The sequence below is a fragment of the Nocardioides terrigena genome (genome assembly GCF_003047265.1).
Lineage (GTDB): Bacteria > Actinomycetota > Actinomycetes > Propionibacteriales > Nocardioidaceae > Nocardioides > Nocardioides terrigena.
The window spans coordinates 41,986-66,189 of record NZ_PZYY01000009.1 but is presented as its reverse complement, the minus strand read 5'-3'; the positions used below and the strand labels follow the sequence as shown (position 1 = coordinate 66,189).

The window sequence follows — 24,204 nt, the reverse complement described above, 5'->3', positions numbered from 1 at the left end:
ATGGTCGCGATCACCCCGGACTCGCCCGTGGCGGCGGTCTTCGGCCGGAGCCACGCCAAGCGCAAGCTGGTCGAGGAGGGCCTCGGCATCCGCACGGTCGGCGAGCTCCTCTTCCACCTGCCGCGTCGCTACGTCGTGTCCACCGAGCTGTCCGAGGTCGCCGAGCCGGTCGTCGGCCAGCTCATGTCGGTCGTCGGCGAGGTGTCCTCGTCGCGGATGACCCAGTTCTACGCCCGGGGCAAGCAGCAGTACCGCACCGAGGTCCGGATCCGCACCAACGGACCCGACTTCACGCTGTCGTTCTTCAGCCCCTACCCCGGCCAGGCCGAGAAGTACGTCGCCGAGATGCGCTCCGGCAGCCGCGGCCTCTTCACCGGCAAGGCCAAGCTCTTCAACGGCACCTGGCAGCTCGACGGGCCCCACCACCTGATGTTCGGTGAGGGCGGCGAGTCCGCCTCGCTGCCGCGGCTGCTGCCGGTCTACCCGCTCACGCACAAGCTCTACGTGTGGGACCTCATCCGGGTGATGGAGTCCGCACTCGACCTGGTGACCGGGGTGACCGACGTGCTCACCCCCGAGCTGCGCCGCGAGCACGACGTGCTCGACGTCATGACGGCGCTGCGCCTGGCCCACCGGCCCGACGACTACGCCCACGTCGGTGCCGCGCAGCGACGCTTCCGCTTCGAGGAGGCCCTCGTCCTCCAGCTGGTCCTGGCCCGGCGTCGCGCGGCGCAGCGCGCCCTGGGCGCCCGGTCCCGGGCGGGCGGTGGGAGCCTGCTCGAGGCGTTCGACGCGCGACTGCCCTTCGAGCTCACCGCCGGCCAGCGCGAGATCGGCGACCTCGTCGAGGAGGAGCTGGCCCGCGACCACCCGATGAACCGTCTCCTCCAGGGCGAGGTGGGCTCCGGCAAGACCCTGGTCGCGCTCCGGGCGATGCTGCGCGTCGTCGACTCCGGCGGCCAGGCGGTCCTCCTCGCGCCGACCGAGGTGCTCGCGCAGCAGCACCACCGCTCCATCAGCGCCATGCTCGGCGACCTCGCCCAGGGCGGCATGCTGGGTGGAGCGGCCGATGGCACATCGGTGGTGTTGCTGACCGGCTCGATGGGTAAGACTGCCCGGGACAGGGCGCTCCAGCAGATGTCATCGGGGGAGGCGGGGATCGTGATCGGCACCCACGCCTTGCTCGAGCAGTCGGTCGAGCTCGCCGACCTCGGCCTCGTCGTGGTCGACGAGCAGCACCGCTTCGGCGTCGAGCAGCGGGCCGCCCTGACCGACAAGGCGGGCACCCCGCCCCACGTCCTGGTCATGACGGCGACCCCGATCCCGCGGACCGTCGCGATGACCGTCTTCGGCGACCTGGAGACGTCCGTGCTCTCCGAGCTCCCCGCCGGTCGCGCCCCCATCCAGACCAACGTCGTGCCCCTGGCCGAGCAGCCCGCGTGGATCTCGCGGGTGTGGCAGCGGGTGCGCGAGGAGGTCGCCGCCGGCCACCAGGCGTACGTCGTGTGCCCCCGCATCAGCGGCGACACCCAGGAGGAGGGCGAGCAGGACCAGCTCGACGTCGACGAGGACGGCGAGGTCGTCACCGCTCGCCGCCGGCTCGCCGCCGTCGAGGACCTGCACGCCGAGCTCACCGCCGGTCCGCTCGCCGGCCTCCGGGTCGCGGTGCTGCACGGCCGGTTGCCGGCCGACGACAAGGACCGCACCATGCGGGCCTTCGCGGCGGGCGAGATCGACGTCCTGGTGTCCACCACCGTCATCGAGGTCGGCGTCGACGTGCACAACGCCACCACCATGGTGCTGATGGACGCCGACCGGTTCGGCGTCTCCCAGCTCCACCAGCTGCGCGGTCGCGTCGGTCGAGGCGGGCTCCCCGGCCTGTGCCTGCTGGTCTCCGGGGCCGAGCTGGGATCGCCGGCTCGCGACCGGCTGGACGCCGTCGCCTCGACCACCGACGGCTTCGAGCTGAGCCGCATCGACCTCGAGCAGCGGCGCGAGGGTGACGTGCTGGGCGCCAACCAGTCGGGTTTCCGCTCCAGCCTCGTCAGCCTGCGGGTGCTCCGCGACGCCGCCACCATCGACCGGGCCCGCGACGCCGCCGAGTCGCTGCTGGCCGCCGACCCGGACCTCGCCTCCACCCCCGACCTCGCGGCGGCGGTGCAGGAGATCGAGCGCTCCAGCGTCTCCGGGTTCCTGGAGAAGTCGTGACACGGATCATCGGGGGCAGCGCGGGAGGACGTCGCCTGGCGACGCCGCGGGGCTCGCTCACCCGGCCCACCAGCGACCGGGTGCGGGAGGCGCTGTTCTCCGCGGTGGAGGCGTGGTGCGGGTCGCTCGACGGCCTCCGCTTCCTCGACCTGTACGCCGGCTCGGGTGCCGTCGGCCTCGAGGCCTGGTCCCGCGGGGCCGGTGTGGTCACGCTGGTCGAGCAGGACCGGCGTACGGCCGCCCTCATCGCCCGCAACGCCGTGACCGTCGGCTTCGGTCGCGCGGACGTCCTGGCCCAGTCGGTCGGGGCCGTGCTGCGCAAGCCGCCGGCGGCGCCGTACGACGTGGTCTTCATGGATCCGCCCTATCCGATGCACGACGACGAGGTCGTCGCCGTGCTGCAGTCCCTGGTCGGCGGACACTGGCTGGTCCCCGGGGCGCTGGTGGTCGTCGAGCGGGGCTCGCGCGGCCCGGCGCTCGCCTGGCCCGACGGGCTGGTGGGGGAGCGGTCGAAGAGGTACGGCGAGACGATGCTTTGGTACGGTCACCGCGCCTCGCGGGACCCCGGGGCGGAGACCGATCCGGAGGAGGACTGACGTGCCGCTGCACCGCGCCGTGTGCCCCGGGTCGTTCGACCCCGTCACCCACGGCCACCTCGACATCGTCGAGCGGGCCGCGAGCCTCTTCGACGAGGTCGTCGTCGCCGTGGGCGTCAACGCCTCCAAGAACCGGCTCTTCTCCGCCGACGAGCGCATCGCCATGCTCACCGAGGCGTGCGCGGGCTGGGACAACGTCCGCGTCGACGGCTTCACCGGGCTCCTCACCGACTTCTGCCTGGCGAACGACGTCCACGCGATCGTCAAGGGGCTCCGGGCGGTCAGCGACTTCGACTACGAGCTCCAGATGGCCCAGATGAACTCCTCGCTGGCGCCCATCGAGACGGTCTTCGTGCCCACCAGCCCGGAGTGGTCATTCCTCGCGTCCTCGCTGGTCAAGGAGGTCGCGACCTTCGGCGGCGACGTGTCCGGCCTGGTCCCCGACTTCGTCCTGGCGCGGCTCACGGCCAGGCTGGCCGAGCGGCGGGACGGCTGACCCTCGCGGTTCGGACGGGTCGTTTTGCCCCACCCGACACGCGGCGGCTACGATTCCGAGGTTCTGTTTGTGTCCGGACACCGGAAGTGACTTCATGACCAGCCTGGACCCGAGAGCGCCGCTCGTGCTCGATACACGCGAGCTCGGCCGCCGCCCGGGGTCCCAGCGGGACGTCGTCATCACGGTCCCGGCCCCGGCAGAGCTTGGTATCGAAGTCCTCAGTGTCCCTGAGGGGTCGCCGGTCGAGCTTGACCTGCGCCTCGAGGCGGTCATGGAGGGAGTGCTGGTCACGGGCACGGCAACCGCCGGGCTCGAGGGCGAGTGCGCACGGTGCCTGGAGCCGATCGACGACGAGATCGACGTAAGGTTCCAGGAGCTGTACGTCTACGCCGACCAGCACGACAAGGCCGTGGAGCACGACGACCACGACCTCGACGACGAGACCAGCAGGCTCGAGGACGACATGCTCGACCTCGAGCCCCTGCTGCGGGACGCGGTGGTGCTCGCACTACCGTTCACCCCGTTGTGCGAGGACGACTGTCCGGGACTGTGCGCCGAGTGTGGCGCACGACTGGCGGACGACCCCGAGCACACGCACGATGCACCCATCGACCCGCGCTGGGCCGGGCTCACCGCCCTGACGCAGGACCAGAGCACCACCACAGACTGACCAACCGGACGACCGTCCGGCCAGTAGCAAACAGGAGATAACAGTGGCTGTCCCGAAGCGGAAGATGTCGCGCAGCAACACGCGCCACCGCCGGTCGCAGTGGAAGGCCGTGGCCCCCAGCCTGGCCACCTGCGCCAACCCCGCCTGCGGTGCCAAGCACCTCCCGCACCGCGCGTGCGGCACGTGCGGTCAGTACGGCGCTCGCGCCGACCGTCGCCAGGTCCTCTGAGACCACCACTCAGAGACCTGACGGTTCACTGACCACCGAGGACCTGCGCCGAGCGCTCGGTGATCCGATCCTGGATCCCGGGCTGCTCGACCGCGCCCTGACGCACCGGTCCTACGCGTACGAGAACGGCGGCATCCCCACCAACGAGCGCCTGGAGTTCCTGGGCGACTCGGTGCTGGGGGTCGTCGTGACCGAGACGCTCTACACCACCCACCCCGACCTCTCCGAGGGACGGCTGGCCAAGCTGCGCGCCGCGGTCGTCAACGCGCGCGCCCTGGCGGGCGTGGCCCGCGACCTCGGCCTCGGCCGGCACATCAAGCTGGGCCGTGGCGAGGAGACCACCGGCGGTCGCGACAAGGCGTCGATCCTGTCCGACACCGTCGAGGCGGTCATCGGCGCCATCCACCTGTCCGGTGGCATCGAGGCCTCCGCCGACGTGGTGCACCGGCTGTTCGACCCGCTCATGGAGGAGGCCGCCCTGATGGGCGCCGGCCTCGACTGGAAGACCTCCCTCCAGGAGCTGTCGGCGACCCTGGGCCTCGGCGTCCCGGAGTACGTCATCGAGGACGACGGGCCCGACCACATGAAGACCTTCGTCGCCCGGGTCCGGGTCGGCGCGGAGCTCTACGGACGCGGCACCGGCCGCTCCAAGAAGGAAGCCGAGCAGGGCGCCGCCAAGACGGCATACGGCGAGCTGACCGACGCCCACCCCGAGCTCGTCGCACAGCCCTGACGTCCTCCCGTGCCTGAGCTGCCCGAGGTCGAGGTCGTCCGTGCGGGCCTCCAGCGCCACGTGACCGGCGCCCGCATCGTCGCGGTCGAGGTGCTCCACCCCCGCCCCCTGCGGCGCGACCCCCGGGGCTCCGACGGCTTCGTGGCCGCCCTGGTCGGACGCCGGATCGAGGCGGTCCGGCGCCGGGGAAAGTACTTCTGGCTGGCCCTCGACGCCGACGCGCCCGAGCTCCCCGGGGACGCACTGCTCGGGCACCTCGGGATGAGCGGCCAGATGCTGCTGCACCACCCGGGCGCGCCGGACGAGCGCCACCTGCGCGTGCGGTTCACCCTCGCCACCGCCGACGGACCGCTCGAGATGCGCTTCGTCGACCAGCGGATGTTCGGCGGCCTGCTCGTCTCCGAGGGGGGAGCGGAGCTGCCCACCGAGATCACCCACATCGGCCGGGACCCGCTCGACCCGGACTTCGACGAGGCCGACTTCGTACGCCGCGTCCGCCGCCGAGCCAGCGCGATCAAGCGCCAGCTGCTCGACCAGTCGCTGGTGTCCGGGGTCGGCAACATCTACGCCGACGAGGCCCTGTGGCGCGCGTCGGTGCACGGTGAGCGTCCCGGCGACCGGCTCACCGCGGCCCAGGTGCGCGAGATCGTCGGGCACGCGCGCGACGTGATGACCGACGCGCTGGCGCAGGGCGGCACGTCCTTCGACGCGCTCTACGTCAACGTCAACGGCGAGTCCGGCTACTTCGACCGGTCCCTCCACGCCTACGGCCGCGAGGGTGAGGCATGCGAGCGCTGCGGCACCCCGATCCGGCGGGTCGCCTTCATGAACCGTTCGTCCTACTTCTGCCCGACCTGCCAGCGCCCGCCCCGCCGCTCCCCGGCGGGCACGACGCGACGCGCCGGTGCCCGTTGACCACCCGCCGCCGCGGTGGGACTCTTGTAGACGGCCCGCTTCCGGGCGCCCCCACCGAAAGGGCTGTTCCATGGCCAAGGCGTTGATCGGCCACCTGGCCGGCGACCCGCGTACCTCTGCCCGTCTCGCCACCGACAACCGTCGGCTCCGGCAACGTGTCACCGAGCTGGAGACCCTGGTCCTCCGGCTGCAGGCCGAGAACGACCAGCTCGAAGCACGCCTCCAGGGCGCGCGGACGGCAGACGTCCTCGACCCGGAGATGCTCCCGGCCTGACGCGGCAAAACCCGTAGGACCCCCGCCGGGTGCGGGGCTAGGCTCCTGCTCTTGTGAGCCCAGCCAGTCGCGTCGTCGAGACGGTCTTCCCATCGCGGCTGGGCACCTCGTTCCGCTGGCTGGTGGCGTCCTCGTGGACCACCAACCTCGGCGACGGCCTGATGATGGCCGCCGGACCGCTGCTGGTGGCCTCGCAGACCCGCAACCCGGTGCTCGTCGCCGCTGCCGCGGTCGCCTTCCAGCTGCCCTGGCTGCTCTTCGGGCTCGTCGCGGGAGCGATGGCCGACCGCCTCGACCGGCGGGTGCTGGTGATGGCGATGGACGGCGCGCGCGCCGTCGTGCTGGTCGGGCTCTGCGCCGTGATCCTCTCCGGGCAGGTCAACATCTGGCTGGTCATGGGCGCGATGTTCCTCGTCGGGGTGGCCGAGGTCTTCGCCGACTCGACGACCGGCACGCTGCTGCCGATGCTCGTCGACAAACCCGACCTGGGGATCGCCAACTCCCGGATCCAGTTCGGCTTCCTCACCACCAACCAGCTCATCGGGCCGGCCGTCGGTGCCGTGATCTTCGCGGCCGGCATGGCGCTCCCGTTCATCATCCAGGCCGTGTGCGTCGCGCTCGGCGTCGTCCTCGTGTCCCGCATCGGTACGCCGCGCGGTGCCGTCCGCGAGCACGTCGAGACCCACGTCCGCCAGGACATCGCCGAGGGCGTGCGCTGGCTGGGCGGCAACAAGCCGGTGCGGACCCTCGCCCTGGTGATCGTGGCCTTCAACGTCACCTGGGCCGCGCCGTGGTCGGTGCTGGTCCTGTGGTCGCTGGAGCGGGTGGGCATGGACGAGGCCGGCTTCGGCCTGCTCATCACCGCGTCGGCGCTCGGCGGGCTGCTCGGGACGGCGGCGTACGGGCGGGTCGAGAAGCGGGTGCCGCTCGCCGCCCTGATGCGGACGGTGCTGGCGTGCGAGGTGGTGTTCCACCTCGCCATGGCCCTGACGACGTCGCCGTGGGCGGCGTACCCGCTGATGTTCTTCTTCGGCGCCTACGCCTTCATCTGGGGCACGCTGTCCCAGACGGTGCGGCAGCGGGCGGTGCCCACGGAGTTCCAGGGACGCGTCGGCTCCGTCTACATGCTGTGCGTGATGGGCGGCATGCTGGTCGGCTCGCTGCTGGGCGGCCTCATCGCGCACCGGTGGGGCGTCACCGCGCCGTGGTGGTTCGCCTTCGTGGGGTCGGGGCTGACCCTGGCCCTCGTGTGGCGCCAGCTGGCCCACATCGCTCACGCCGACGAGGAGGCGACGCTCGCGGCGGGCTGATCCCGCCGGTGGCGGGGCGTGGTTGCATGAGGCCGTGTCCACTGCACCCACCACGGCAGCCACCGCGCGTCCCGCCGACGCGCTCCCGGCGCTGGTCGCCGCGCTCCCCGAGGACGTCGTCGTGACCGACGTCGCCCGCACCGAGAAGTACCGCTGGGACCGGTCCCAGGACCCGCACGCGGGTACGCCGCTCGCGGTCGTCCGTGCCGAGGACGCCGCCCAGGTGCAGACGGCCGTGCGCTGGGCTGCCGAGCACGGGGTCCCGGTGGTGCCGCGGGGGACGGGCACGGGTCTGTCGGGCGGTGCCAGCGCCGTCGACGGAGGCATCGTGCTGAGCCTCGAACGGATGACGGACGTCGAGGTGGACACCGCCTGCCAGGTCGTGGTCGTCGGGCCGGGCGCGCTCAACAAGGACGTGAAGGCGGCCGCCGCCCACCACGGGTTGTGGTACCCGCCGGACCCCTCGTCGTACGAGATCTGCTCCATCGGCGGCAACATCGCGACCAACGCGGGCGGACTGTGCTGCGTGAAGTACGGCGTGACCTCCGACTACGTGCTCGGGCTCGACGTGGTCCTCGCGGACGGCACGCTGGTGACCCTCGGAGGGCCGCGGATCAAGGACGTGGCGGGGTTGTCGCTGCTCCAGCTCTTCGTCGGCAGCGAGGGCACCCTGGGGGTCGTGACCCGGGCGATCCTCCGGCTCGAGCCGGAGCAGACGGTGGGCGCGACGATGGTCGCGGCCTTCCCGACCATGACCGCCGCCGCGGAGGCGGTGGTGGCGATCCGTCGTCGCCTGCGGCCCTCGATGCTCGAGCTGATGGACCAGCCCTCGATCCGGGCCGTCGAGGCGTTCCGGCCGATGGGCCTCGACACGGACGCCGGTGCCCTGCTCGTCGCGCAGAGCGACGCCCCCGGCACGGCGTGCGGGGTGGAGGTCGAGGCCATGCGGGCCGCCTGCGAGGCGGCGGGATCGACGGACGTCTTCGTCACCGAGGACGCCGACGAGGGCGAGCTCTTCGTCCAGGCGCGGCGGCTGGTGGTCCCCGCCGTCGAACCGCTCGGCGAGCTGATGCTGGAGGACGTCGGCGTGCCGGTGCCGCGGCTGCCCGAGCTGGTCGACGCCGTCGCGAGCGTCGCGGCCCGGTACGACCTGATCGTCCCGGTGGTCGCGCACGCCGGGGACGGCAACACCCATCCGCTCATCGTGGTGCCGCGGGGCGACGACGACGCCCGGCTCCGGGCGCTGGCCGCCTTCGACGAGATCATGCACACGGCCATCGGGCTGGGCGGCACCATCACCGGCGAGCACGGCGTGGGCCGCACCAAGAAGTCGGCGCTGCCCACCCAGCTCGGCGACGACGTCATGGCGCTGACCCGGCGGGTCAAGGACGCGCTCGACCCGGCCGGCATCCTCAACCCGGGCGCGATCCTCGAGGCATGAACCCAACGTCGGGCGGACGGTAAAGGACTAGTCCGGACGCACCATGCGCACCACGGGTTGCTGGGGAATGCCGGGGACTACCCAATGTTGATGAGTTCACCGTGGACGCGCCGCGCGATCGTGCCCCGACGGCGGACCGTTTGCCCATGGAGCAGCTCGAGAAGGCATCGCGTCGTCGTCGCACCACCGCAGCGGTCGCGGCCCTGGGGGTGATGTCCGCCTCGCTGGCGGTGCTGCTCCTCGCGAGCCCCGCGACCGCGTCGGTCACCATCGACCCGCCGCCGTCCCCGCGCGCGGGGACCGTCGACCTCACCGGCACGGTCGGCGTGGACAGGGGCGAGGTGACGAGCGTCCTCTACGTCTTCGACGCCACCCGCTCGACCATGTCTCCCACCGGCGCCGACTGCTCGGGCAACGGGGTCGCCGGAGCCGATGACGACTTCAACCGCGACGGCATCGCCGGGGACATCCTCGACTGCGAGATCGCCGGGGTGCAGGCGCTCAACGGCAGCCTCGCCGCGACGTCCGGGCTCCAGGTGGGACTGGTGGCCTTTGCCAACCAGGCCGCCGTCGCCGACCTGGATCCCGCCGGGTCCGCGACCTTCCTGCAGCCCGGCTTCACCGGCGGCGACCCCCGACCCAGGGTCGACACCGTGGCCGGCAGCGTCACGCGCGACGGCATCGGCCTCTACGACCCCAGGCCCTTCGGCCCGAGCGGCAGCGGCGACGCCTTCACCAGTGCGATCTCCGTGGCGCTCTCCACTCTGCGCGCGGCGCCCGCCGGCCCGAAGTGGATCATGCTCCTCTCCGACGGGGCGTCGGGCATCGACAACGGTGTGCTGGCCGAGCTCGGGCAGTCCGACGTCCGGCTGAGGAGCTTCGGGATCGGCGTCAACGCCACCTGCGAGCCGGCCAAGAGCCTCTACAAGATGGCCGCGATCACGGGGGAGAGCTGCCAGGTGGTGGCCAACCCGGCGTCGCTCAGCGCCGGCCTGACCGGATCGCGGCCCGACTCGCTCAACGGCGTGACCGTCTCCATCGGCTCCGTCTCGGTGGCGGCGACCGTGGACGCCGTCGGTGGCTGGAGGGCTCGCTTCACGCTGGGTGCCGGCACCTACACCGCCACCGTGCGGGCCGTGCTCGCCTCCGGCGTCACCCAGACGGCCCAGCGCACCTTCACCGTGGCAGGGGCCGCTGCCGGCCCCCCGCCGGGCACGGTGACACCAGGCCCCGGGGCGCTGGCCGCCACGGTGGTGAAGGTGACCCGCCCCAAGCCCACCCGTGACGCGCTCCCGGCCAAGGTCACCGGGCGGGTCGGCCGGCCGACTCCGGGTCTCACCCCCGCAGCAGCACTGTCGGGCTCCCGTGTGCTCCTGCAGGCCCGTCCGACCCTCGGTGCCCCGTGGACGACCGTCCGCAGCGGCACGGTGGACGGCGCCGGCAAGTTCGCCCTGAAGTGGAAGCCGAAGGCCAGCCTCCGCCTCCTCCAGGTCGTCCTCGAGCCCCCGTCGGGCTACGCCGGCAGCGCGGCCGCGGTGCCGACGCCCCCGATCTCGGCCTGCAAGGTGGCCAAGAGGGGTGGCGGCTGGTCGGTCAGGTGCGCGACCACCGTCAAGGCAGGCAGCGTCGTCCGTCTCCTCGACGGGAAGCGGACGGTCGACCGGGCCAAGGTCCGCAAGGGCAGCTTCCGCGTCGCCGGCAAGGGCAAGGTCGGGGCGCACAGGATCGACATCACGGTCGGCAAGCGCCGCCACGTCCGGCTCGCCCTCTGAGGGCTGACGGACCGGCACGGTGGCCCGTCCCTCAGGGGCGGGCCACCGTGCACCGCACGTCGGTCCACCAGCTCAGCGCGCCGTCGGCCGCGGCCCTCTCGTGCAGCATCGGGTCCACGACCTCGTGCAGGGCGTCGAGGGTGCCGTGGCGCTCGTGGGCCTCGAGCAGCGCCCGCTGGCCCTGCGACCACGTCCACGCCCACCACTGCTCGGCGTCGACGAAGTCGACCTCGAGGCGGACGTCGGTCGTGACGACGTCACCGAACCCGTGCTCGCCCAGGTGGCTCTCGAGCGCGTCCACGGACTCGAAGGGTCCGGACGACGTGACGTCGCGGGGTGGCCGGTCCTCCTCGGGCAGGGCGCCCACGATGGCGTCGTACACCGGTGCCCAGGACTCGTCGGCCGCGCCGAACCACGTGAAGCCGAGCCGGCCCCGCGGGGCGAGGGCGGCGCGGTAGCGGTCGAGCGCCGCATCGAGGTCCGGCAGGAAGAACAGCACCAGGCTCGCCTGGATGACGTGCCACGGTCCGGGCGGCGGGTGCTCCGCGTCCCCGAGCTCGACCTCCAGCCACGGCAGGTCGGAGGCGCGGGTGCGGAGGCCGCCGACCATCTGGGGCGCCAGGTCGGTGGCGAGCACCCGCCCGCTGGGGCCCACGGCGCGGGCGGCGAGCAGCGCGCTCGACCCGCGCCCGCAGCCGAGGTCGAGGACGCGCTCCCCGTGGCGGGGCGCCGTGCGGTCGACCAGCGAGCGGGCCACGGGCCCGAAGAACGTCACGCCCACCTGGTCATACGTCGAGGCGGCACGGTCGAAGACGCCGACGATGCCGGCCTTGCGGTCTCCCGCGATGGGCTCGGTCATCCACTCACTGTGACAGGTGGGTGCGCCGGGGGTCGAGGTCCCCGTCGCAGCGTCGTACGACGCGTACTGTGAGGGACCGTCGCTTCCCCCGGTGTCTGAGAGGATGCCGCGATCGCAGTACCACCCGACCGCGCCGACGCCGACAGCCAGGGGAGCACGTTGTACCTCAAGAGCCTGACGCTCAAGGGCTTCAAGTCCTTCGCGTCCTCCACGACGCTGCAGCTCGAACCCGGCATCACCTGCATCGTCGGACCCAACGGCTCGGGCAAGTCCAACGTCGTGGACGCATTGGCGTGGGTGATGGGCGAGCAGGGTGCCAAGTCCCTGCGCGGCGGCAAGATGGAGGACGTCATCTTCGCGGGCACCTCCGGCCGGCCCCCGCTGGGCCGGGCCGAGGTGCAGCTCACGATCGACAACTCCGACGGGGCGCTGCCGATCGACTACTCCGAGGTCACGATCAGCCGCACGATGTTCCGCAACGGCGGCTCGGAATACGCCATCAACGGCAGCTCGTGCCGCCTGCTCGACGTCCAGGAGCTGCTGAGCGACTCCGGCATCGGGCGCGAGATGCACGTCATCGTCGGGCAGGGCCAGCTCGACACCATCCTGCACGCGACGCCGGAGGACCGGCGTGGGTTCATCGAGGAGGCCGCCGGCGTCCTCAAGCACCGCAAGCGCAAGGAGAAGGCGCTCCGCAAGCTCGACTCCACCGACGGCAACCTGACCCGCCTCAACGACCTGCTCAGCGAGATCCGCCGCCAGCTCAAGCCGCTCGGACGCCAGGCCGAGGTCGCGCGCAAGGCCGCCACCGTCCAGGCCGACGTGCGCGACGCCCGCGCCCGCCTGATCGCCGACGACCTGGTCACCGCCCGCACCGCGCTCGAGCAGGAGATGGCCGACGAGACCGTGCTGGTCGAGCGACGCGAGCAGGTCGAGGCCGAGCTGGCCCGCGGCCGCGAGCGCGAGGCACAGCTCGAGGCCGCGCTCCGCGAGGACCTGCCCGCCCTGTCCGCCGCCCAGGAGACGTGGTTCGCCCTGTCCGGGCTCAAGGAGCGGCTGCGCGGCACCCAGTCCCTGGCGGGCGAGCGGATGCGCAACGCCGCCGGTGCCGCCGACGACTCCGTCGACTCCGGGCGCGACCCCGACCAGCTCGAGGCACAGGCCACGCGGGTGCGCGAGCAGGAGGCCGAGATCGGGGCGGAGGTGGAGGAGCAGCGCGCCGCGCTCGAGGCCGCGGTGACCACGCGTCGTACCGCCGAGGACGCGGCTGCCGAGGAGGACCGCCGCATCGCCGGGCTCCAGCGCGCCGCCGCCGACCGTCGCGAGGGCCTCGCCCGCCTGCACGGCCAGGTCAACGCCCTCCGCTCGCGGTCGGCCGCCGCCGACGAGGAGATCGGTCGCCTCCGGGCGGCGCGGGAGGAGGCGGTCGCGCGCGCCGACCGCGCCCAGCGCGACTTCACCGCGCTCGAGACCAAGGTCGCCGGGCTCGACGCCGGCGAGGAGGGACTCGACGCCGAGCACGAGGCCGCGGTGGCGGCCCTCGACGACATCGATGAGCGGCTCGCCACGGCCCGCGACGAGGCCCAGCAGGCCGACCGCGACCGGGCCGGGCTCGTCGCCCGGCGAGACGCCCTCGAGATCGGCCTCAACCGCAAGGACGGCGCAGGGGCGCTGCTGGCGGCGACCGACCGGGTCTCCGGGCTCCTCGGCTCCGTGGCAGCGGTGCTGTCGGTGCGCGCGGGCCACGAGACCGCGGTGGCCGCGGCGCTCGGGTCGGCCGCCGACGCGGTGGTGGTCACCGGTGCCGACGCCGCCGTCGACGCCATCACGCACCTCAAGGACGACGACCTCGGTCGTGCCGGGCTGCTCCTGGGGGGCGCGCCCGCGCAGACCCGCGACTGGCCCGGGCTCCCGGCCGGCGCGACGTACGCCCTCGACGTCGTCGAGGCCCCGGACGAGCTCTCCGGCGCGCTGACCCGGCTGCTGCACAAGGTCGTCGTGGTCGACGACCTCGACGCCGCACGTGCCCTCGTCACGGACCTGCCGGACCTCACCGCCGTCACGCTCGACGGCGACCTGATGGGGGCCCACTACGCAGCGGGCGGTTCGTCGAGCCAGCCGAGCCTGCTCGAGGTCCAGGCGGCCGTCGACGAGGCGACGCTGGCGCTCGGGGAGGCCACGGCCCGCACCGAGCGGCTCGGGTTCGTCATCTCGGGGCTCGAGGCCGAGCGGCACGACGCTCTCAAGCGGGCGGACGTCGCGCTGGCCAAGCTGCACGAGTCGGACGCCACGCTGGCCGCGGTGGCCGAGGAGCTCGGCCAGTACGGCTCGACGGCCCGGTCCGCCCGCGGCGAGGCCGACCGCCTCGAGCGCGCCATCGCCTCCGCCATCGAGGCCCGCGACAAGGACCTGGCCGGGCTCGGCGAGCTGGAGACCCGGCTGGCCACGGCGGAGGACGCCCCGGACGAGGAGCCGGACGCCAGCGAGCGCGAGCGCCTCGTCGAGGCCGCCCGCACGGCGCGCCAGGGCGAGATGGACGCGCGTCTCGCCCTGCGCACGGCCGAGGAGCGGGCCCGTGCGCTGCACGGTCGCGCCGACTCGCTCCTGCGCGCCGCGCAGGCCGAGCGCGACTCCCGCGCCCGCGCCGCCGAGCGCCGTCAGCGCCTCATCCGCGAAGGTCGGGCGGCCGAGGCCGTCGGGACCGCCGTCGGTGTCGTGCTGCACGCGCTCGAGCGCTCGGTGATGCTGGCTGCCGACAGGCGCGCCGAGGTCGAGCAGTCCCGGCAGGAGCGCGAGCAGCAGCTGCTGGCCGCCCGCGCCGCGCTGCGTGACCTCGGGCGCGAGCACGACGAGCTGGTCAACTCGGTCCACCGCGACGAGATGGCCCGCACCCAGCAGCGGATGCGCATCGAGCAGCTCGAGGAGCGTGCGCTCGAGGAGCTGGGCATGGACGTCGACGGCCTCGTGGCCGACTACGGCCCGGACAACCTGGTGCCCTTCAGCGGTGAGGTCGCCGAGGGCGAGGAAGCACCCGAGCCGGTGCCCTTCGTGCGCGAGGAGCAGCAGAAGCGGCTCAAGGCCGCCGAGCGGCAGCTGGCGATGCTCGGCCGGGTCAACCCGCTCGCGCTCGAGGAGTTCACCGCGATGGAGGAGCGGCACAAGTTCCTCACCGAGCAGCTGGAGGACCTGCGCCGGACCCGCAAGGACCTCCTCGACATCGTCCGCGAGGTCGACCAGCGGGTCGAGCAGGTCTTCACCGAGGCGTACGCCGACGTGTCCAAGGCGTTCGACGCGACCTTCGAGCGGTTGTTCCCGGGGGGTGAGGGGCGACTCGTCCTCACCGACCCCTCCGACATGCTCTCCACCGGGGTCGAGGTCGAGGCGCGACCGCCGGGCAAGAAGGTCAAGCGGCTCTCGCTGCTCTCCGGCGGTGAGCGCTCGCTCGTGGCCGTCGCCTTCCTGGTCGCTCTCTTCAAGGCCCGGCCCTCGCCGTTCTACATCCTCGACGAGGTCGAGGCGGCGCTGGACGACACCAACCTCGGTCGGTTGCTGCAGATCTACGAGGAGCTCCGGGAGAACTCCCAGCTCCTCGTCATCACCCACCAGAAGCGCACCATGGAGGTCGGCGACGCCCTGTACGGCGTCACCATGCGCGGCGACGGGGTGTCGGCGGTCATCTCGCAGCGGCTGGAGCGCGCCGCCAGCGCCTGAGTGTGCGTGACGGCACCTCCACGGGCAGCCGAGCGGTGCACCTGCGCACACTCGGTGCCGACGGCCGGGCAGCCACGACCTAGGGTGGCCGCCGTGAGCGAGCGAGCCCCCCTGCCGACCCGAGCCGACTACGTCGCCTGGCGCACCGTGACCACCCGCTGGCGCGACGACGACGCCTACGGCCACCTCAACAACGCGACGTACTACGAGCTCTTCGACACCGCCGTCAACGCGCACCTCTTCGAGGCGACCGGCACCAACGTGCGCCACCTGCCGCAGATCGGCGTGGTGGCCGAGACGTCGTGCCGCTACTTCCGCGAGATCGGATTCCCGGAGCCCATCGAGATGGGGCTCGTCGTCGACAAGGTGGGGACGTCATCGATCGTCTACCGGATCGGCCTCTTCCAGGGGGACTCCGACGAGGCCGCCGCCGAGGGTCGCTTCGTGCACGTGTACGTCGACAACGAGCACGGCGCCGGCAACCGGCCCGTCGTACCCATGCCGGATGCCATCCGTGCTGCGGTGGAGCCGCTGCTGCGCGCCTGACCTGCGGTGACGGTCGTCACGGTGCGACACGTGGAGGATCCCTCCGGAATGGGGATCCCTCGCCGGCTGTGCCACGCTGGAGGTCAGGTCCGCCGTACTCGGGAGATGAAATCCATGCTCGTGATCACCCTGGTGATGGTCTTCGTGCTCGTCGCAGCCGCTGCCGTCGTCCTGTACGTCGCCTACCCGCACCGCGGCGAGGACGTCCCGGTCGTGCCGCAGCTGGGCGACGCGATGCGCAAGGGTGTCGACGCCCTGCCGACCATCGGCGAGTTCGAGGACATCCGCGCCTGAGCGCATCCGCACCGTCTGGTTGGATTGCCCCATGGGTGACTGGCTGTATCTGATCATCGGCATCGCCGTCGTCGGCGTGCTCACGCTCGTGGGGCTCGTCACGTCGGGTCGCCGACGCAAGGGCGTCCCTCCGGCCGGAGGCACCGACGTCATCGCGCCGCCGACCGAGGCGCCCACCGCGCCGACCACCGAGGCCCCGACCGAGGCCCCGCCGGCCGCGACGGACCTCGACACTGCGCCGCCGGCCGAGGCAGCTCCCGAGGCCCCGGTCCTCGACCAGCCGGAGAGCACCGCCAGCCGGCTCGTCCGTCTGCGCCAGCGCCTGTCGCGCTCGCAGGGCACGCTGGGCCGCGGCCTGCTGGCCCTGCTCAGCCGGGACCGGCTCGACGAGGACACCTGGGAGTCCATCGAGGACACCCTGCTCACCGCCGACATCGGGGTGGCCCCGACCCAGCAGCTCGTCGACCGCCTGCGCACCCGCCTGCGCGTCGAGGGCAACACCGCCAGCGACGCCCGCGAGGTGCTCCGCGAGGAGCTCATCGCCCTCGTCGACCCCGACATGGACCGCCGCCTGCAGGTCAGTGGCGAGGACGGCAAGCCCGGCGTCGTCCTGGTCGTCGGCGTCAACGGCGCCGGCAAGACCACGACGGTCGGCAAGATCGCCCGTATCCTCGTCGCCGAGGACCGCACCGTGACGCTGGGGGCCGCCGACACGTTCCGCGCCGCCGCCGTCGACCAGCTCGCCACCTGGGGTGAGCGGGTGGGCGTCGAGGTCGTCCGCGGCCCCGAGGGTTCCGACCCCGCCAGCGTGGCCTTCGAGGCCGTCAAGCAGGGCGTCGAGCAGGGCATCGACACCGTCCTCGTCGACACCGCCGGTCGCCTCCAGAACAAGGCCGGCCTGATGGACGAGCTCGGCAAGGTCAAGCGTGTCATCGAGAAGCAGGCCCCGGTCACCGAGGTGCTGCTCGTCCTCGACGCCACCACCGGTCAGAACGGCATGGTCCAGGCCCGCGTCTTCAGCGAGATCGTCGACGTCACCGGCATCGTGCTCACCAAGCTCGACGGCTCGGCCAAGGGCGGCATCGTCGTCGCGGTCCAGCGCGAGCTCGGCGTCCCGGTCAAGCTCGTCGGGCTCGGTGAGGGGGCCGACGACCTCGCCCCCTTCGACGCCGCGGCCTTCGTCGACGCCCTCCTGGGCTGACTCGGACCCGGGCCCGCCCGGGGTCAGCGCTGGCGGGCGCGCAGCGCCGTGACCGCGTCCTCGACGAGCGTCGCGGCGCGCTGGTCGAAGGTGTGCTCGGCCACGATGCGCCTCGCCAGCTCGCGGCGGGTCTCGTTGTCCGGGAACGCGGTGTACGGCGGTCGCACCAGCCGGGCGAGGTCGTGCTCGTCCGCGAACGGCTGGACCAGGGCTCCGAAGGTCTCGTCGAGCCCGGACACCTCGTCGGTGGCGATCCGGGCTCCGCAGGCGGCCGCGTCGAAGAGCCGGTTGGACAGGAACGAGTCTCGCCGCATGTCGACGTGGTGGTCGTTGAGCACCACGCCGGCCGAGGCGTAGAGCACCCCGACCTCGTCGTTGGGGACGCCGCTGGAGGCCACCATCTGCGGGTCGAGGTACTCGTCCCAGTCGGCGCCGTGCACGGTGAGGTCGGCGTCGGCGGCCAGCGCGGTGCGTACGGCGTGCCGGAAGACCCCGCGGGAGTTGCCCACGAACAGCACGGCCGGGCCGGTGTCGGGCACCCCCCGGTCGGGGTGGAAGTAGCGCGGGTCGGTGCACTGCAGCAGCGGGCTCACCCGGAGGCCCCAGTCGCGACGGACCTGGGTGGGCCAGCTGACGCTGGCCGCGTAGACGAGGTCGAAGCCCTTGATCTCCTCGGCCGTGACCAGGTCGGGGTGGCTGATGATCCACTCCATGTTGAGGGCGTCGGGGTGGGGCGCCACCAGGTCCAGGCCGCGCAGGACGAGCACGACGTCGTCGTGCTCGCGCGAGGTGCGGTGCCGGGCGTCGCGGGAGTCGACCGAGACGTCCTGCCCACAGCGCTCGAGTGCGGCGGCCAGGGAGCGGGCGAAGTGCGTGTCACCCCAGCGCTCGCCCCGGGGGCCGGCCGGTGCTGCCGTGTCGATGGTCCAGCGCAGTCGCGGCGGGCTCTCGTCGATGCCGAGCACGCGGCGTACGACGTGCTGCTGGAGGAGCACCGAGTCGGACTCCGGGTCCTCCGGGTCGGCCGACACCCGCTGAGTCCGGACACCGGTGACCTCGAAGCCCGCCGCGCGCCAGAGGTGGGAGGTGCGGTCCTCGGGTATCTGGTGGCGTCGCGAGCGCAGCGCCGACATGGCGACCTTCAGGTCGGCCGGATCGGCGTACGCCGTGCGCGAGGTGACCGTCACGTCCGGCACGAGCAGGCTGTGACCGGCGCCGGTGGCGAGCGCGCGGAGCCCGAGGTCGGTCTCCGCGAGCGCGTCCTCGAAGTGCGGGTCCAGGCCGCGCAGGGCCGTCAACCGGCTGGCCTCGAGGGCGACGACGGGGGAGGCCGGCGCCGGGATCTCCGTGCGTCCGAGTCGACGTGCGTCGGACGTGGGGTGGCCCGAGAAGAGCAGGCCGAGGCGGTCGTCGGCCCGGGGGAAGCCGGCCCCGGCGGACAGGATGAGCCCGCGCCGGTCGAGCACCAGCGGCTGGACGAGGGCGACGCCCTCGTGGTGCACGGCGGCGGCGAGCGGACCGATGATCCCGGGCGCGGGCTGCGCCTCGGGCCGGACGAGCACCACCGTGTCGCCGGAGCTGTGGGCGATGCCGATGTTCATGGCCGAGGAGATCGAGGTCCCGGCCGGGACCGAGACGCTCGTGACCCCCGGCAGCAGGCCGGCGAGCGCGGAGGTGAGCAGGTGGGGGCCGCGACGATCTCGCGCGGTCACCACGACGACGTCGACGTCGGCACTGCCGGCCAGCAGCCAGTCGATCGTGCCGCGGCTGCCGGTGCCCATGGGCAGCACCACGCTCGTCTGCCCGACGACGCGGGCGGTCGCCTGGGCGGCCTCCCAGTTGACCGTCTCGGGGGCCTCCTCGGTGACCCCGCGCAGGAGCACGAGCGGGTTGGCCCACTCCAGGTCGCCGGAGCGCAGGCGGCGGACGAGGTCGGCGACCGTCTCCTCGGACTCGCCCTCGTCGAAGCCGCCGAGCCCGGTGAGGACCGAGCGCCGCAGCAGGGTGGTCCCGAGGTCGAACTGGGAGGTGGTCACCAGCTCGCCGGAGAGACGGGTCTCGCGCCCGGGGAAGGCGTGCACGGCCGAGCTGTCACCGGCCCGGAGCACCCCCACGCCGCGGGCGAGGTACTCGGGGTGCCACAGGTGCCCCGGCTCGAGGAAGGCCACGAACTCGCCGCGGGCCCGCTGGAGGCCGCGGTTGAAGGTCCGGCCCAGCTGCGTGCGGGAGCCCATGATGACCCGCACGCGGGAGTCCCGGGCCGCCACGTCGGAGGCGATGGACCCGGTCGCGTCGATCGATCCACGGTCGAGGACCAGCAGCTCCCACTGGTCGAGGGTCTGGGCCTGGAGCGCGGCGATCGTCGGCCCGAGCAGGGGCCCGACGTCCTGCGCGCTCATCAGGACGGTGACCACCGGGCCGGTGGTCTCGGGGGAGTGCTGGTGGGCGCCCGGGTTGGCGTCGAGGTAGGACAGAACCTGCCACTCGCGAGCGGCGCGCAGCGCGTTGTCGCGGAACTCGCCCCACGAGATGTGGGGGTAGCCGCGGCGCACCGGGAGCGGGGTGTCACGGGTGGCATGCGCGGCCCACCAGGCGAGCGGCCCGAACTCGTGGTCGCGGGCGGCGGCGTTCTCCTCGTGGATCCGCTCGGTGTTGATGAGCGGGTGCGGGGCCAGCCGGTTGCGCCGTGGCCCCTCGGTGACGTACCACAGCGACGGCGGCAGCTCGCCGGCCTGCCAGACACCCTTGCCGGGGAGCCAGGTGGCCTCGAAGAGCGGGTGCGGCGAGATGTCGGGGGTGTTGATCACGGCCCGGGCGGCGTCCTCGGCGGAGCCGGGCTCGGTGCCGAGCTGGGCGGCGATCCAGTCGAGGTCCAGCAGGCCGGACGCGACCAGGTCGCGTGCCGAGTGCCGGGCCGCGGAGCTCATGGGGGGTTCGATCACGGCCCGGTCACCCCGTCGCCCGTCGGGGAGCCCGCTCGCTGCCGAGCAGCGGCTCGATGAACGTCGCGAAGTCGTCGGCCATCTGCTGGGGCGGGCGGGACCGGGCGGTGGCGAGCGAGGCCGCACGGGCCGTCGCGGCGTTGTCCTCGTCCTCGACGAGGTCGTGGACGGCGGCCCGCAGGGTCTCCTTGAGCGAGCGGTCGTCGCGCGGGTTGAAGAGGCGCACGTGCGGCTCGTCGGCCAGGTCGAGCAGCGCGCCGGTGCGCGGGCCGACGATCGGCAGCCCGAAGGTCTGGGCCAGCCAGAAGACCCCGGAGTTGAGGATGCGGGAGTAGGGCAGCACGGCCAGGTCGGCGGCGCCGAACCAGACCTGGAGCTGGTCGTCGGGCACGTGGGAGAACTCCGAGATCACCCGCGGTGACTGCTCGCAGCGTCGCTTGAGCCCGGCCGTCTCCTGCGTCTGCGCCGGCTTGCCGGCGACCAGCAGCTGGAGCGTGGGGTCGTCGTCGGCGAGCTCGTGGAAGACGTCGAGCAGCCGGCCGAGGCCCTTGTAGGGACGGATGCCGCCGAGGGCGACCAGCACCTTGTCGTCGGGGCCGAAGCCGAGCTGGGCACGGGCGGCCTCGCGGCTGATCCACTGCGGGTAGCGGCCGAGGTAGCTCGAGTGCTCGATGACGACCACCTTGCGGGGGTCGAGGCGCAGCACCTCGGAGGCTTGCCGGGCGGTGATCTCGGCCAGTGCGTGGATGGTGTCGGCCCGGTCGGCGAGCAGCTGGGCGAGCTGCGTCTCGGCCCACACGTGCTTGGCCTCGTGCGGCAGCACGTTGTGCAGCGTCCAGACCAACCGACCACCGGCGGCGCGGAACTTGTGCAGCGCCGCACTGAAGCGGTCGAGCTCGATCGCCGCGCGGTAGGGGCCCGCGGCGTACTGGAGGATCGGCGTGGTCCAGTGGATGTTGATGGTGCCGGGCACCGCCGAGACCGCGCGGTTCTCGAGGTGGCTGATCACGTCGGTGACCGCGACGGGGTAGGCGTCGACGGAGTCGAGCCCGGCGAAGAGCATGCCCTGGTAGGGGTTGGCCCGGTTGTAGTCGGGGAAGTAGTGCAGCGCCTTGGCCGGTGGCGGCACCTGCTCGGCACGCAGCCGCCCGCGCACGAGGCCGTCGAGCTGCGCGGCCCGGTGGTCCCACGTGTGGGCGGCGAGCACGTCCTCGCGGAGCGCGGCGGCCCGCGCCGCAGTGCCCTCGGAGTCTGCACGCAGTGCGGTGATGACCTCACCCAGCTCCTCGGACGTGGTGTAGGTCGGGAGGTCCAGGCCGACCTCGACCGCACCGAGCCGGGAGTTGAGCACGGGCAGGGCGCCGGAGGCGAGGCCCTCGTAGACCAGCGCGGACAGGGTGCCGTGCCCCACCGCGGACTCCGGCATCTCGCTGACGCTGAGCAGGGCGGTGCTGAGCACCTCGGGGGCACGCAGCCAGGCGACCGGCGCCTCGAGCCGGCCCAGGAGCCCGCCACGCATGTTGCGCACGGGCTCGGCGTGGACCGCGAGCGGCACCTCGAGCGCCAGGTCGGTGATCAGCGGCTCGATGCTGCGTCCGCGGTCGACGTGCACGCCGATGCTGACGACCTCCTCGCGCGGACCGGCGGCGGGGACGAACAGCTCCGCGTCGGCCCCGGTGCGCAGCACGTCGGTCGCCCGCGGCGTCCGGCGCAGCAGCGTCACCCGGCCGATCTCGGACCCACACAGGACGCGGTCGAAGGCCACGAGGTGGTCCAGGGCGGCCCACTCGTCGATGTTGTCGTGGGCCCAGGCGACCTTCCAGGCATCGGCCGGCGCCAGCGACGGGTCCACCTCGGGGGTGGCCGCCACCCAGACGTCGGTCGAGCCACCGAGGTGCCAGCGGTGCTGCGGGACGAGGCGGACGCCGTGCCCGCGCTCGACGAGGGCGAGCCCCAGGCCGGCGGCGGCGACCAGGTCGGCACCGGGGTTGCGCAGGTCCACCGAGCGCACCAGGAACGTGTAGCGGTCACCGTCCCCGGACGCCAGCTCGCCGTCCACGAGCTGGCGGTAGCCGGCGCGCCGGCGGTCGAGGGCGCTCTGCTCGTCGGCGTCGCCCGTCGTCACGGGGACCGCCTGCGGCGCGCCCGCTCGACCATCGACGCCACCGTGCGGACCGCACGGGAGTCGTGGGTCAGGAAGAGCTCGTCCGCGAGCTCCGCGGCGCGGGCCTCGGCGAGGTCGCGCTCGCGCGCCACCTGGGCGACGCGGGCACGGAGCAGGACGTTCTTGTGGCGCAGTCGCTGGAGGCGGTCCTGGAGCTCGGCGACCTGGCGGTCCATGGCGAGCAGCTCGTCCTTGCCCAGCTGCATCTCACGGGCGATGGTGGCCCGCTCGCGACCCAGCAGCTCGCGGGTGCGCTCCAGCTCGTGCGCGAGGCGACGGTTCTCGGCCGCACTCGCCTCGTCGGCCTCGGGGGAGAGCGGCCGGGCGGTGGTGAAGGAGGGGAAGCGGGCCACCGTCACGTGGCGGCCGTCCTCGGTGGCGGCCTCGCTCTCGAGGGTGAAGCCCGCGGACTGCAGCGGCGTCGTCAGGTCACGCGCCCCCGAGACGACCACCAGCCCGCCCGGGACCAGGGCGCCGGACCCCAGCGTGCGCAGGAAGGCGTCGGGGGAGGGCCCCTCGTCGAGGACGCCCTCGACCACCACGACGTCCACGGGCGCCACGAGGAAGGGCTGGACCCACTCGTCGGCGCGCTCGGCGAGGTCGACCTCGGGCCCCCACTGCTCGTCGGCGCCGCCGTCGAGGGGCCAGCGCAAGCACTCGACCTCGCGGTCGTGCTCCTGGGCGAGGCGACGCGGCACGGTGGAGGGCTCCACGCCGATGTGCAGCACCCGCGGACCGCCGGCCAGCGTGCTGTCGATGACCGCCGTCGTGTCGTCCCTGGCCCTCATCGAGCGTCTCCCTGGTCGTCGGGCCACGGCACGTGCGAGACCTCGTCGTTGCGTCCGTCCCGACCGGCGCGGGCGTCCTGGGCCGCCCGCTCCACCAGGGCGTCGAACTCGTCGAGCCACTCCGGCGCGGCCTTGCGCACCGTCCGGCGCCAGTTGCGCACCCACTTGCCGCGCAGGTGCGTCAGCGCCGCCTCGGGATCCCCACCGAGGGCGCGCTCGACGAAGAGGTAGCGGTTCCGTGTCATGTAGTACAGATGGTAGGGCGAGGGCAGGGCCCCGCTCGACCGCTTGTGGTGCACCATCCGGGCCCGCTGGTCGACCATGACCCGCCACCCGGCCCGGTGGGCGCGTCGGCACCAGTCGGTCTCCTCGAAGTAGAGGAAGTAGTCCTCCGGCAGCGGACCGACCGTCTCGAGCGTGGTGCGGCGGGCCAGCAGGGAGGCCCCGGTGACGTAGTCGACCTCGATCCGGCGCGGGGCGGGCGCGTCGTCGACGGCCCGGCCCTGGTGCACGTGCCGGGTCTCGCCGTGCTTGTCCTCGTCGACCACGCCGCCGTCGAACCAGATGGTGGCGGGCTCGCCGGGGTGCACGATCCGGGGGCCGACCACGCCGCAGTCGGGCACGTCGTCGAAGACCTGCAGCAGCCGGGGGAGGGTCTCGGGCTCGACCCGCGTGTCCGGGTTGAGCAGCCAGACGTACTCGTTGCCGCGCTCGAGGCAGCGGGCGATGCCGACGTTGCTGCCACCGGCGTACCCGAGGTTGCCGCCGCTGCTGACCACCTCGGCGCGACGGCCCAGGAGGGTGCGCAGCTCGTCGGCGGACTCGGGGGAGTCGGAGTTGTCGACCACGACGATGTCGAGGTCGAGGTCGCGCGAGGCCTCCAGCGACTCGACGCAGGCGACGGCGTCGTCCGCGCTGTCGTGGTTGACGAGCACGACTCCGGTGCGGCCGGGCTGGTGCGCGGGCGCAGCCGGAGCGTCCCGTGGGCTCCCGGTCATGCGGCGCAGTGTAGACGGCGGCGACCCGCCGTCCCGCGGTCACCCGCGTTCACACGG

General features: G+C 73.3%; 20 protein-coding genes. 15 read left to right on the top strand and 5 right to left on the bottom strand.

Annotated elements, in window-relative coordinates:
• From DAE25_RS18560 to DAE25_RS18510, 11 genes are all read left to right on the top strand, one after another.
• Complete coding sequence (locus tag DAE25_RS18560; protein WP_107767624.1) at positions 1-2,208, top strand: ATP-dependent DNA helicase RecG; 2,208 nt, start codon at positions 1-3, stop codon at positions 2,206-2,208.
• A complete protein-coding gene (gene rsmD / locus DAE25_RS18555; protein ID WP_107767623.1) occupies positions 2,205-2,804 on the top strand; it encodes a 16S rRNA (guanine(966)-N(2))-methyltransferase RsmD in 600 nt (199 codons plus the stop codon). The genes DAE25_RS18560 and rsmD overlap by 4 nt, the downstream gene beginning before the upstream one ends.
• A gap of 7 nt (positions 2,805-2,811) precedes the next feature.
• On the top strand, positions 2,812-3,300 hold the full coding sequence (coaD, locus tag DAE25_RS18550) for a pantetheine-phosphate adenylyltransferase (protein ID WP_107767696.1): 489 nt from the start codon (positions 2,812-2,814) through the stop codon (positions 3,298-3,300).
• Positions 3,301-3,394: 94 nt separating this feature from the next.
• Positions 3,395-3,970, top strand: a complete 576-nt coding sequence (locus tag DAE25_RS18545; protein WP_056885641.1) for a YceD family protein — start codon at positions 3,395-3,397, stop codon at positions 3,968-3,970.
• Between the two features lie 43 nt (positions 3,971-4,013).
• Positions 4,014-4,199 (top strand): 50S ribosomal protein L32, encoded by a 186-nt coding sequence (gene rpmF / locus DAE25_RS18540; RefSeq protein ID WP_107767622.1) that lies wholly within the window; start codon positions 4,014-4,016, stop codon positions 4,197-4,199.
• Positions 4,120-4,932, top strand: coding sequence for a ribonuclease III (gene rnc, locus DAE25_RS18535; RefSeq protein ID WP_107767621.1), 813 nt, complete (start codon positions 4,120-4,122; stop codon positions 4,930-4,932). The genes rpmF and rnc overlap by 80 nt, the downstream gene beginning before the upstream one ends.
• Before the next feature lie 9 nt (positions 4,933-4,941).
• Positions 4,942-5,847, top strand: coding sequence for a bifunctional DNA-formamidopyrimidine glycosylase/DNA-(apurinic or apyrimidinic site) lyase (gene mutM, locus DAE25_RS18530; RefSeq protein ID WP_107767620.1), 906 nt, complete (start codon positions 4,942-4,944; stop codon positions 5,845-5,847).
• Between the two features lie 70 nt (positions 5,848-5,917).
• On the top strand, positions 5,918-6,121 hold the full coding sequence (locus tag DAE25_RS18525; RefSeq protein WP_056885638.1) for a hypothetical protein: 204 nt from the start codon (positions 5,918-5,920) through the stop codon (positions 6,119-6,121).
• Positions 6,122-6,174: 53 nt separating this feature from the next.
• On the top strand, positions 6,175-7,431 hold the full coding sequence (locus DAE25_RS18520) for an MFS transporter (protein ID WP_199907675.1): 1,257 nt from the start codon (positions 6,175-6,177) through the stop codon (positions 7,429-7,431).
• A gap of 34 nt (positions 7,432-7,465) precedes the next feature.
• Positions 7,466-8,872 carry an FAD-binding oxidoreductase gene (locus tag DAE25_RS18515; RefSeq protein WP_107767619.1) on the top strand — a complete coding sequence of 469 codons (1,407 nt, stop codon included), beginning with the start codon at positions 7,466-7,468 and terminating at the stop codon, positions 8,870-8,872.
• Between the two features lie 146 nt (positions 8,873-9,018).
• The gene (locus DAE25_RS18510) at positions 9,019-10,644 is read left to right on the top strand and encodes a vWA domain-containing protein (RefSeq protein ID WP_107767618.1); all 1,626 of its coding nucleotides are present in this window, start codon (positions 9,019-9,021) and stop codon (positions 10,642-10,644) included.
• Positions 10,645-10,675: 31 nt separating this feature from the next.
• On the opposite strand, the gene DAE25_RS18505 is transcribed toward DAE25_RS18510, so the two are convergent.
• Positions 10,676-11,503 (bottom strand): class I SAM-dependent methyltransferase, encoded by an 828-nt coding sequence (locus DAE25_RS18505; RefSeq protein ID WP_107767617.1) that lies wholly within the window; start codon positions 11,501-11,503, stop codon positions 10,676-10,678.
• 159 nt (positions 11,504-11,662) lie between these two features.
• Here DAE25_RS18505 and smc point away from each other — a divergent pair, with 159 nt between their 5' ends.
• The 4 genes from smc to ftsY all read left to right on the top strand — a co-directional run bounded on the left by smc (position 11,663) and on the right by ftsY (position 17,255).
• Positions 11,663-15,214, top strand: coding sequence for a chromosome segregation protein SMC (gene smc / locus DAE25_RS18500; protein WP_107767616.1), 3,552 nt, complete (start codon positions 11,663-11,665; stop codon positions 15,212-15,214).
• Positions 15,215-15,307: 93 nt separating this feature from the next.
• Positions 15,308-15,760, top strand: coding sequence for an acyl-CoA thioesterase (locus DAE25_RS18495; protein WP_056886016.1), 453 nt, complete (start codon positions 15,308-15,310; stop codon positions 15,758-15,760).
• 114 nt (positions 15,761-15,874) lie between these two features.
• Positions 15,875-16,054 carry a hypothetical protein gene (locus tag DAE25_RS18490; protein ID WP_107767615.1) on the top strand — a complete coding sequence of 60 codons (180 nt, stop codon included), beginning with the start codon at positions 15,875-15,877 and terminating at the stop codon, positions 16,052-16,054.
• 31 nt (positions 16,055-16,085) lie between these two features.
• Positions 16,086-17,255 (top strand): signal recognition particle-docking protein FtsY, encoded by a 1,170-nt coding sequence (ftsY, locus tag DAE25_RS18485; RefSeq protein ID WP_107767614.1) that lies wholly within the window; start codon positions 16,086-16,088, stop codon positions 17,253-17,255.
• 23 nt (positions 17,256-17,278) lie between these two features.
• Here the strand turns inward: ftsY and DAE25_RS24175 are convergent, their stop codons facing one another.
• From DAE25_RS24175 to DAE25_RS18465, 4 genes are read right to left on the bottom strand one after another with little or no spacing between them, the layout of a single operon-like run.
• Positions 17,279-20,182 (bottom strand): glycosyltransferase, encoded by a 2,904-nt coding sequence (locus tag DAE25_RS24175; RefSeq protein ID WP_107767613.1) that lies wholly within the window; start codon positions 20,180-20,182, stop codon positions 17,279-17,281.
• Positions 20,183-20,204: 22 nt separating this feature from the next.
• Positions 20,205-22,322, bottom strand: a complete 2,118-nt coding sequence (locus tag DAE25_RS18475) for a glycosyltransferase (protein WP_159083835.1) — start codon at positions 22,320-22,322, stop codon at positions 20,205-20,207.
• The gene (locus DAE25_RS18470; RefSeq protein WP_107767611.1) at positions 22,319-23,149 is read right to left on the bottom strand and encodes a hypothetical protein; all 831 of its coding nucleotides are present in this window, start codon (positions 23,147-23,149) and stop codon (positions 22,319-22,321) included. Before DAE25_RS18470 ends, DAE25_RS18475 begins: the two co-directional genes overlap by 4 nt.
• On the bottom strand, positions 23,146-24,147 hold the full coding sequence (locus DAE25_RS18465) for a glycosyltransferase family 2 protein (protein ID WP_107767610.1): 1,002 nt from the start codon (positions 24,145-24,147) through the stop codon (positions 23,146-23,148). Before DAE25_RS18465 ends, DAE25_RS18470 begins: the two co-directional genes overlap by 4 nt.
• Between the last annotated feature and the right edge of the window lie 57 nt (positions 24,148-24,204).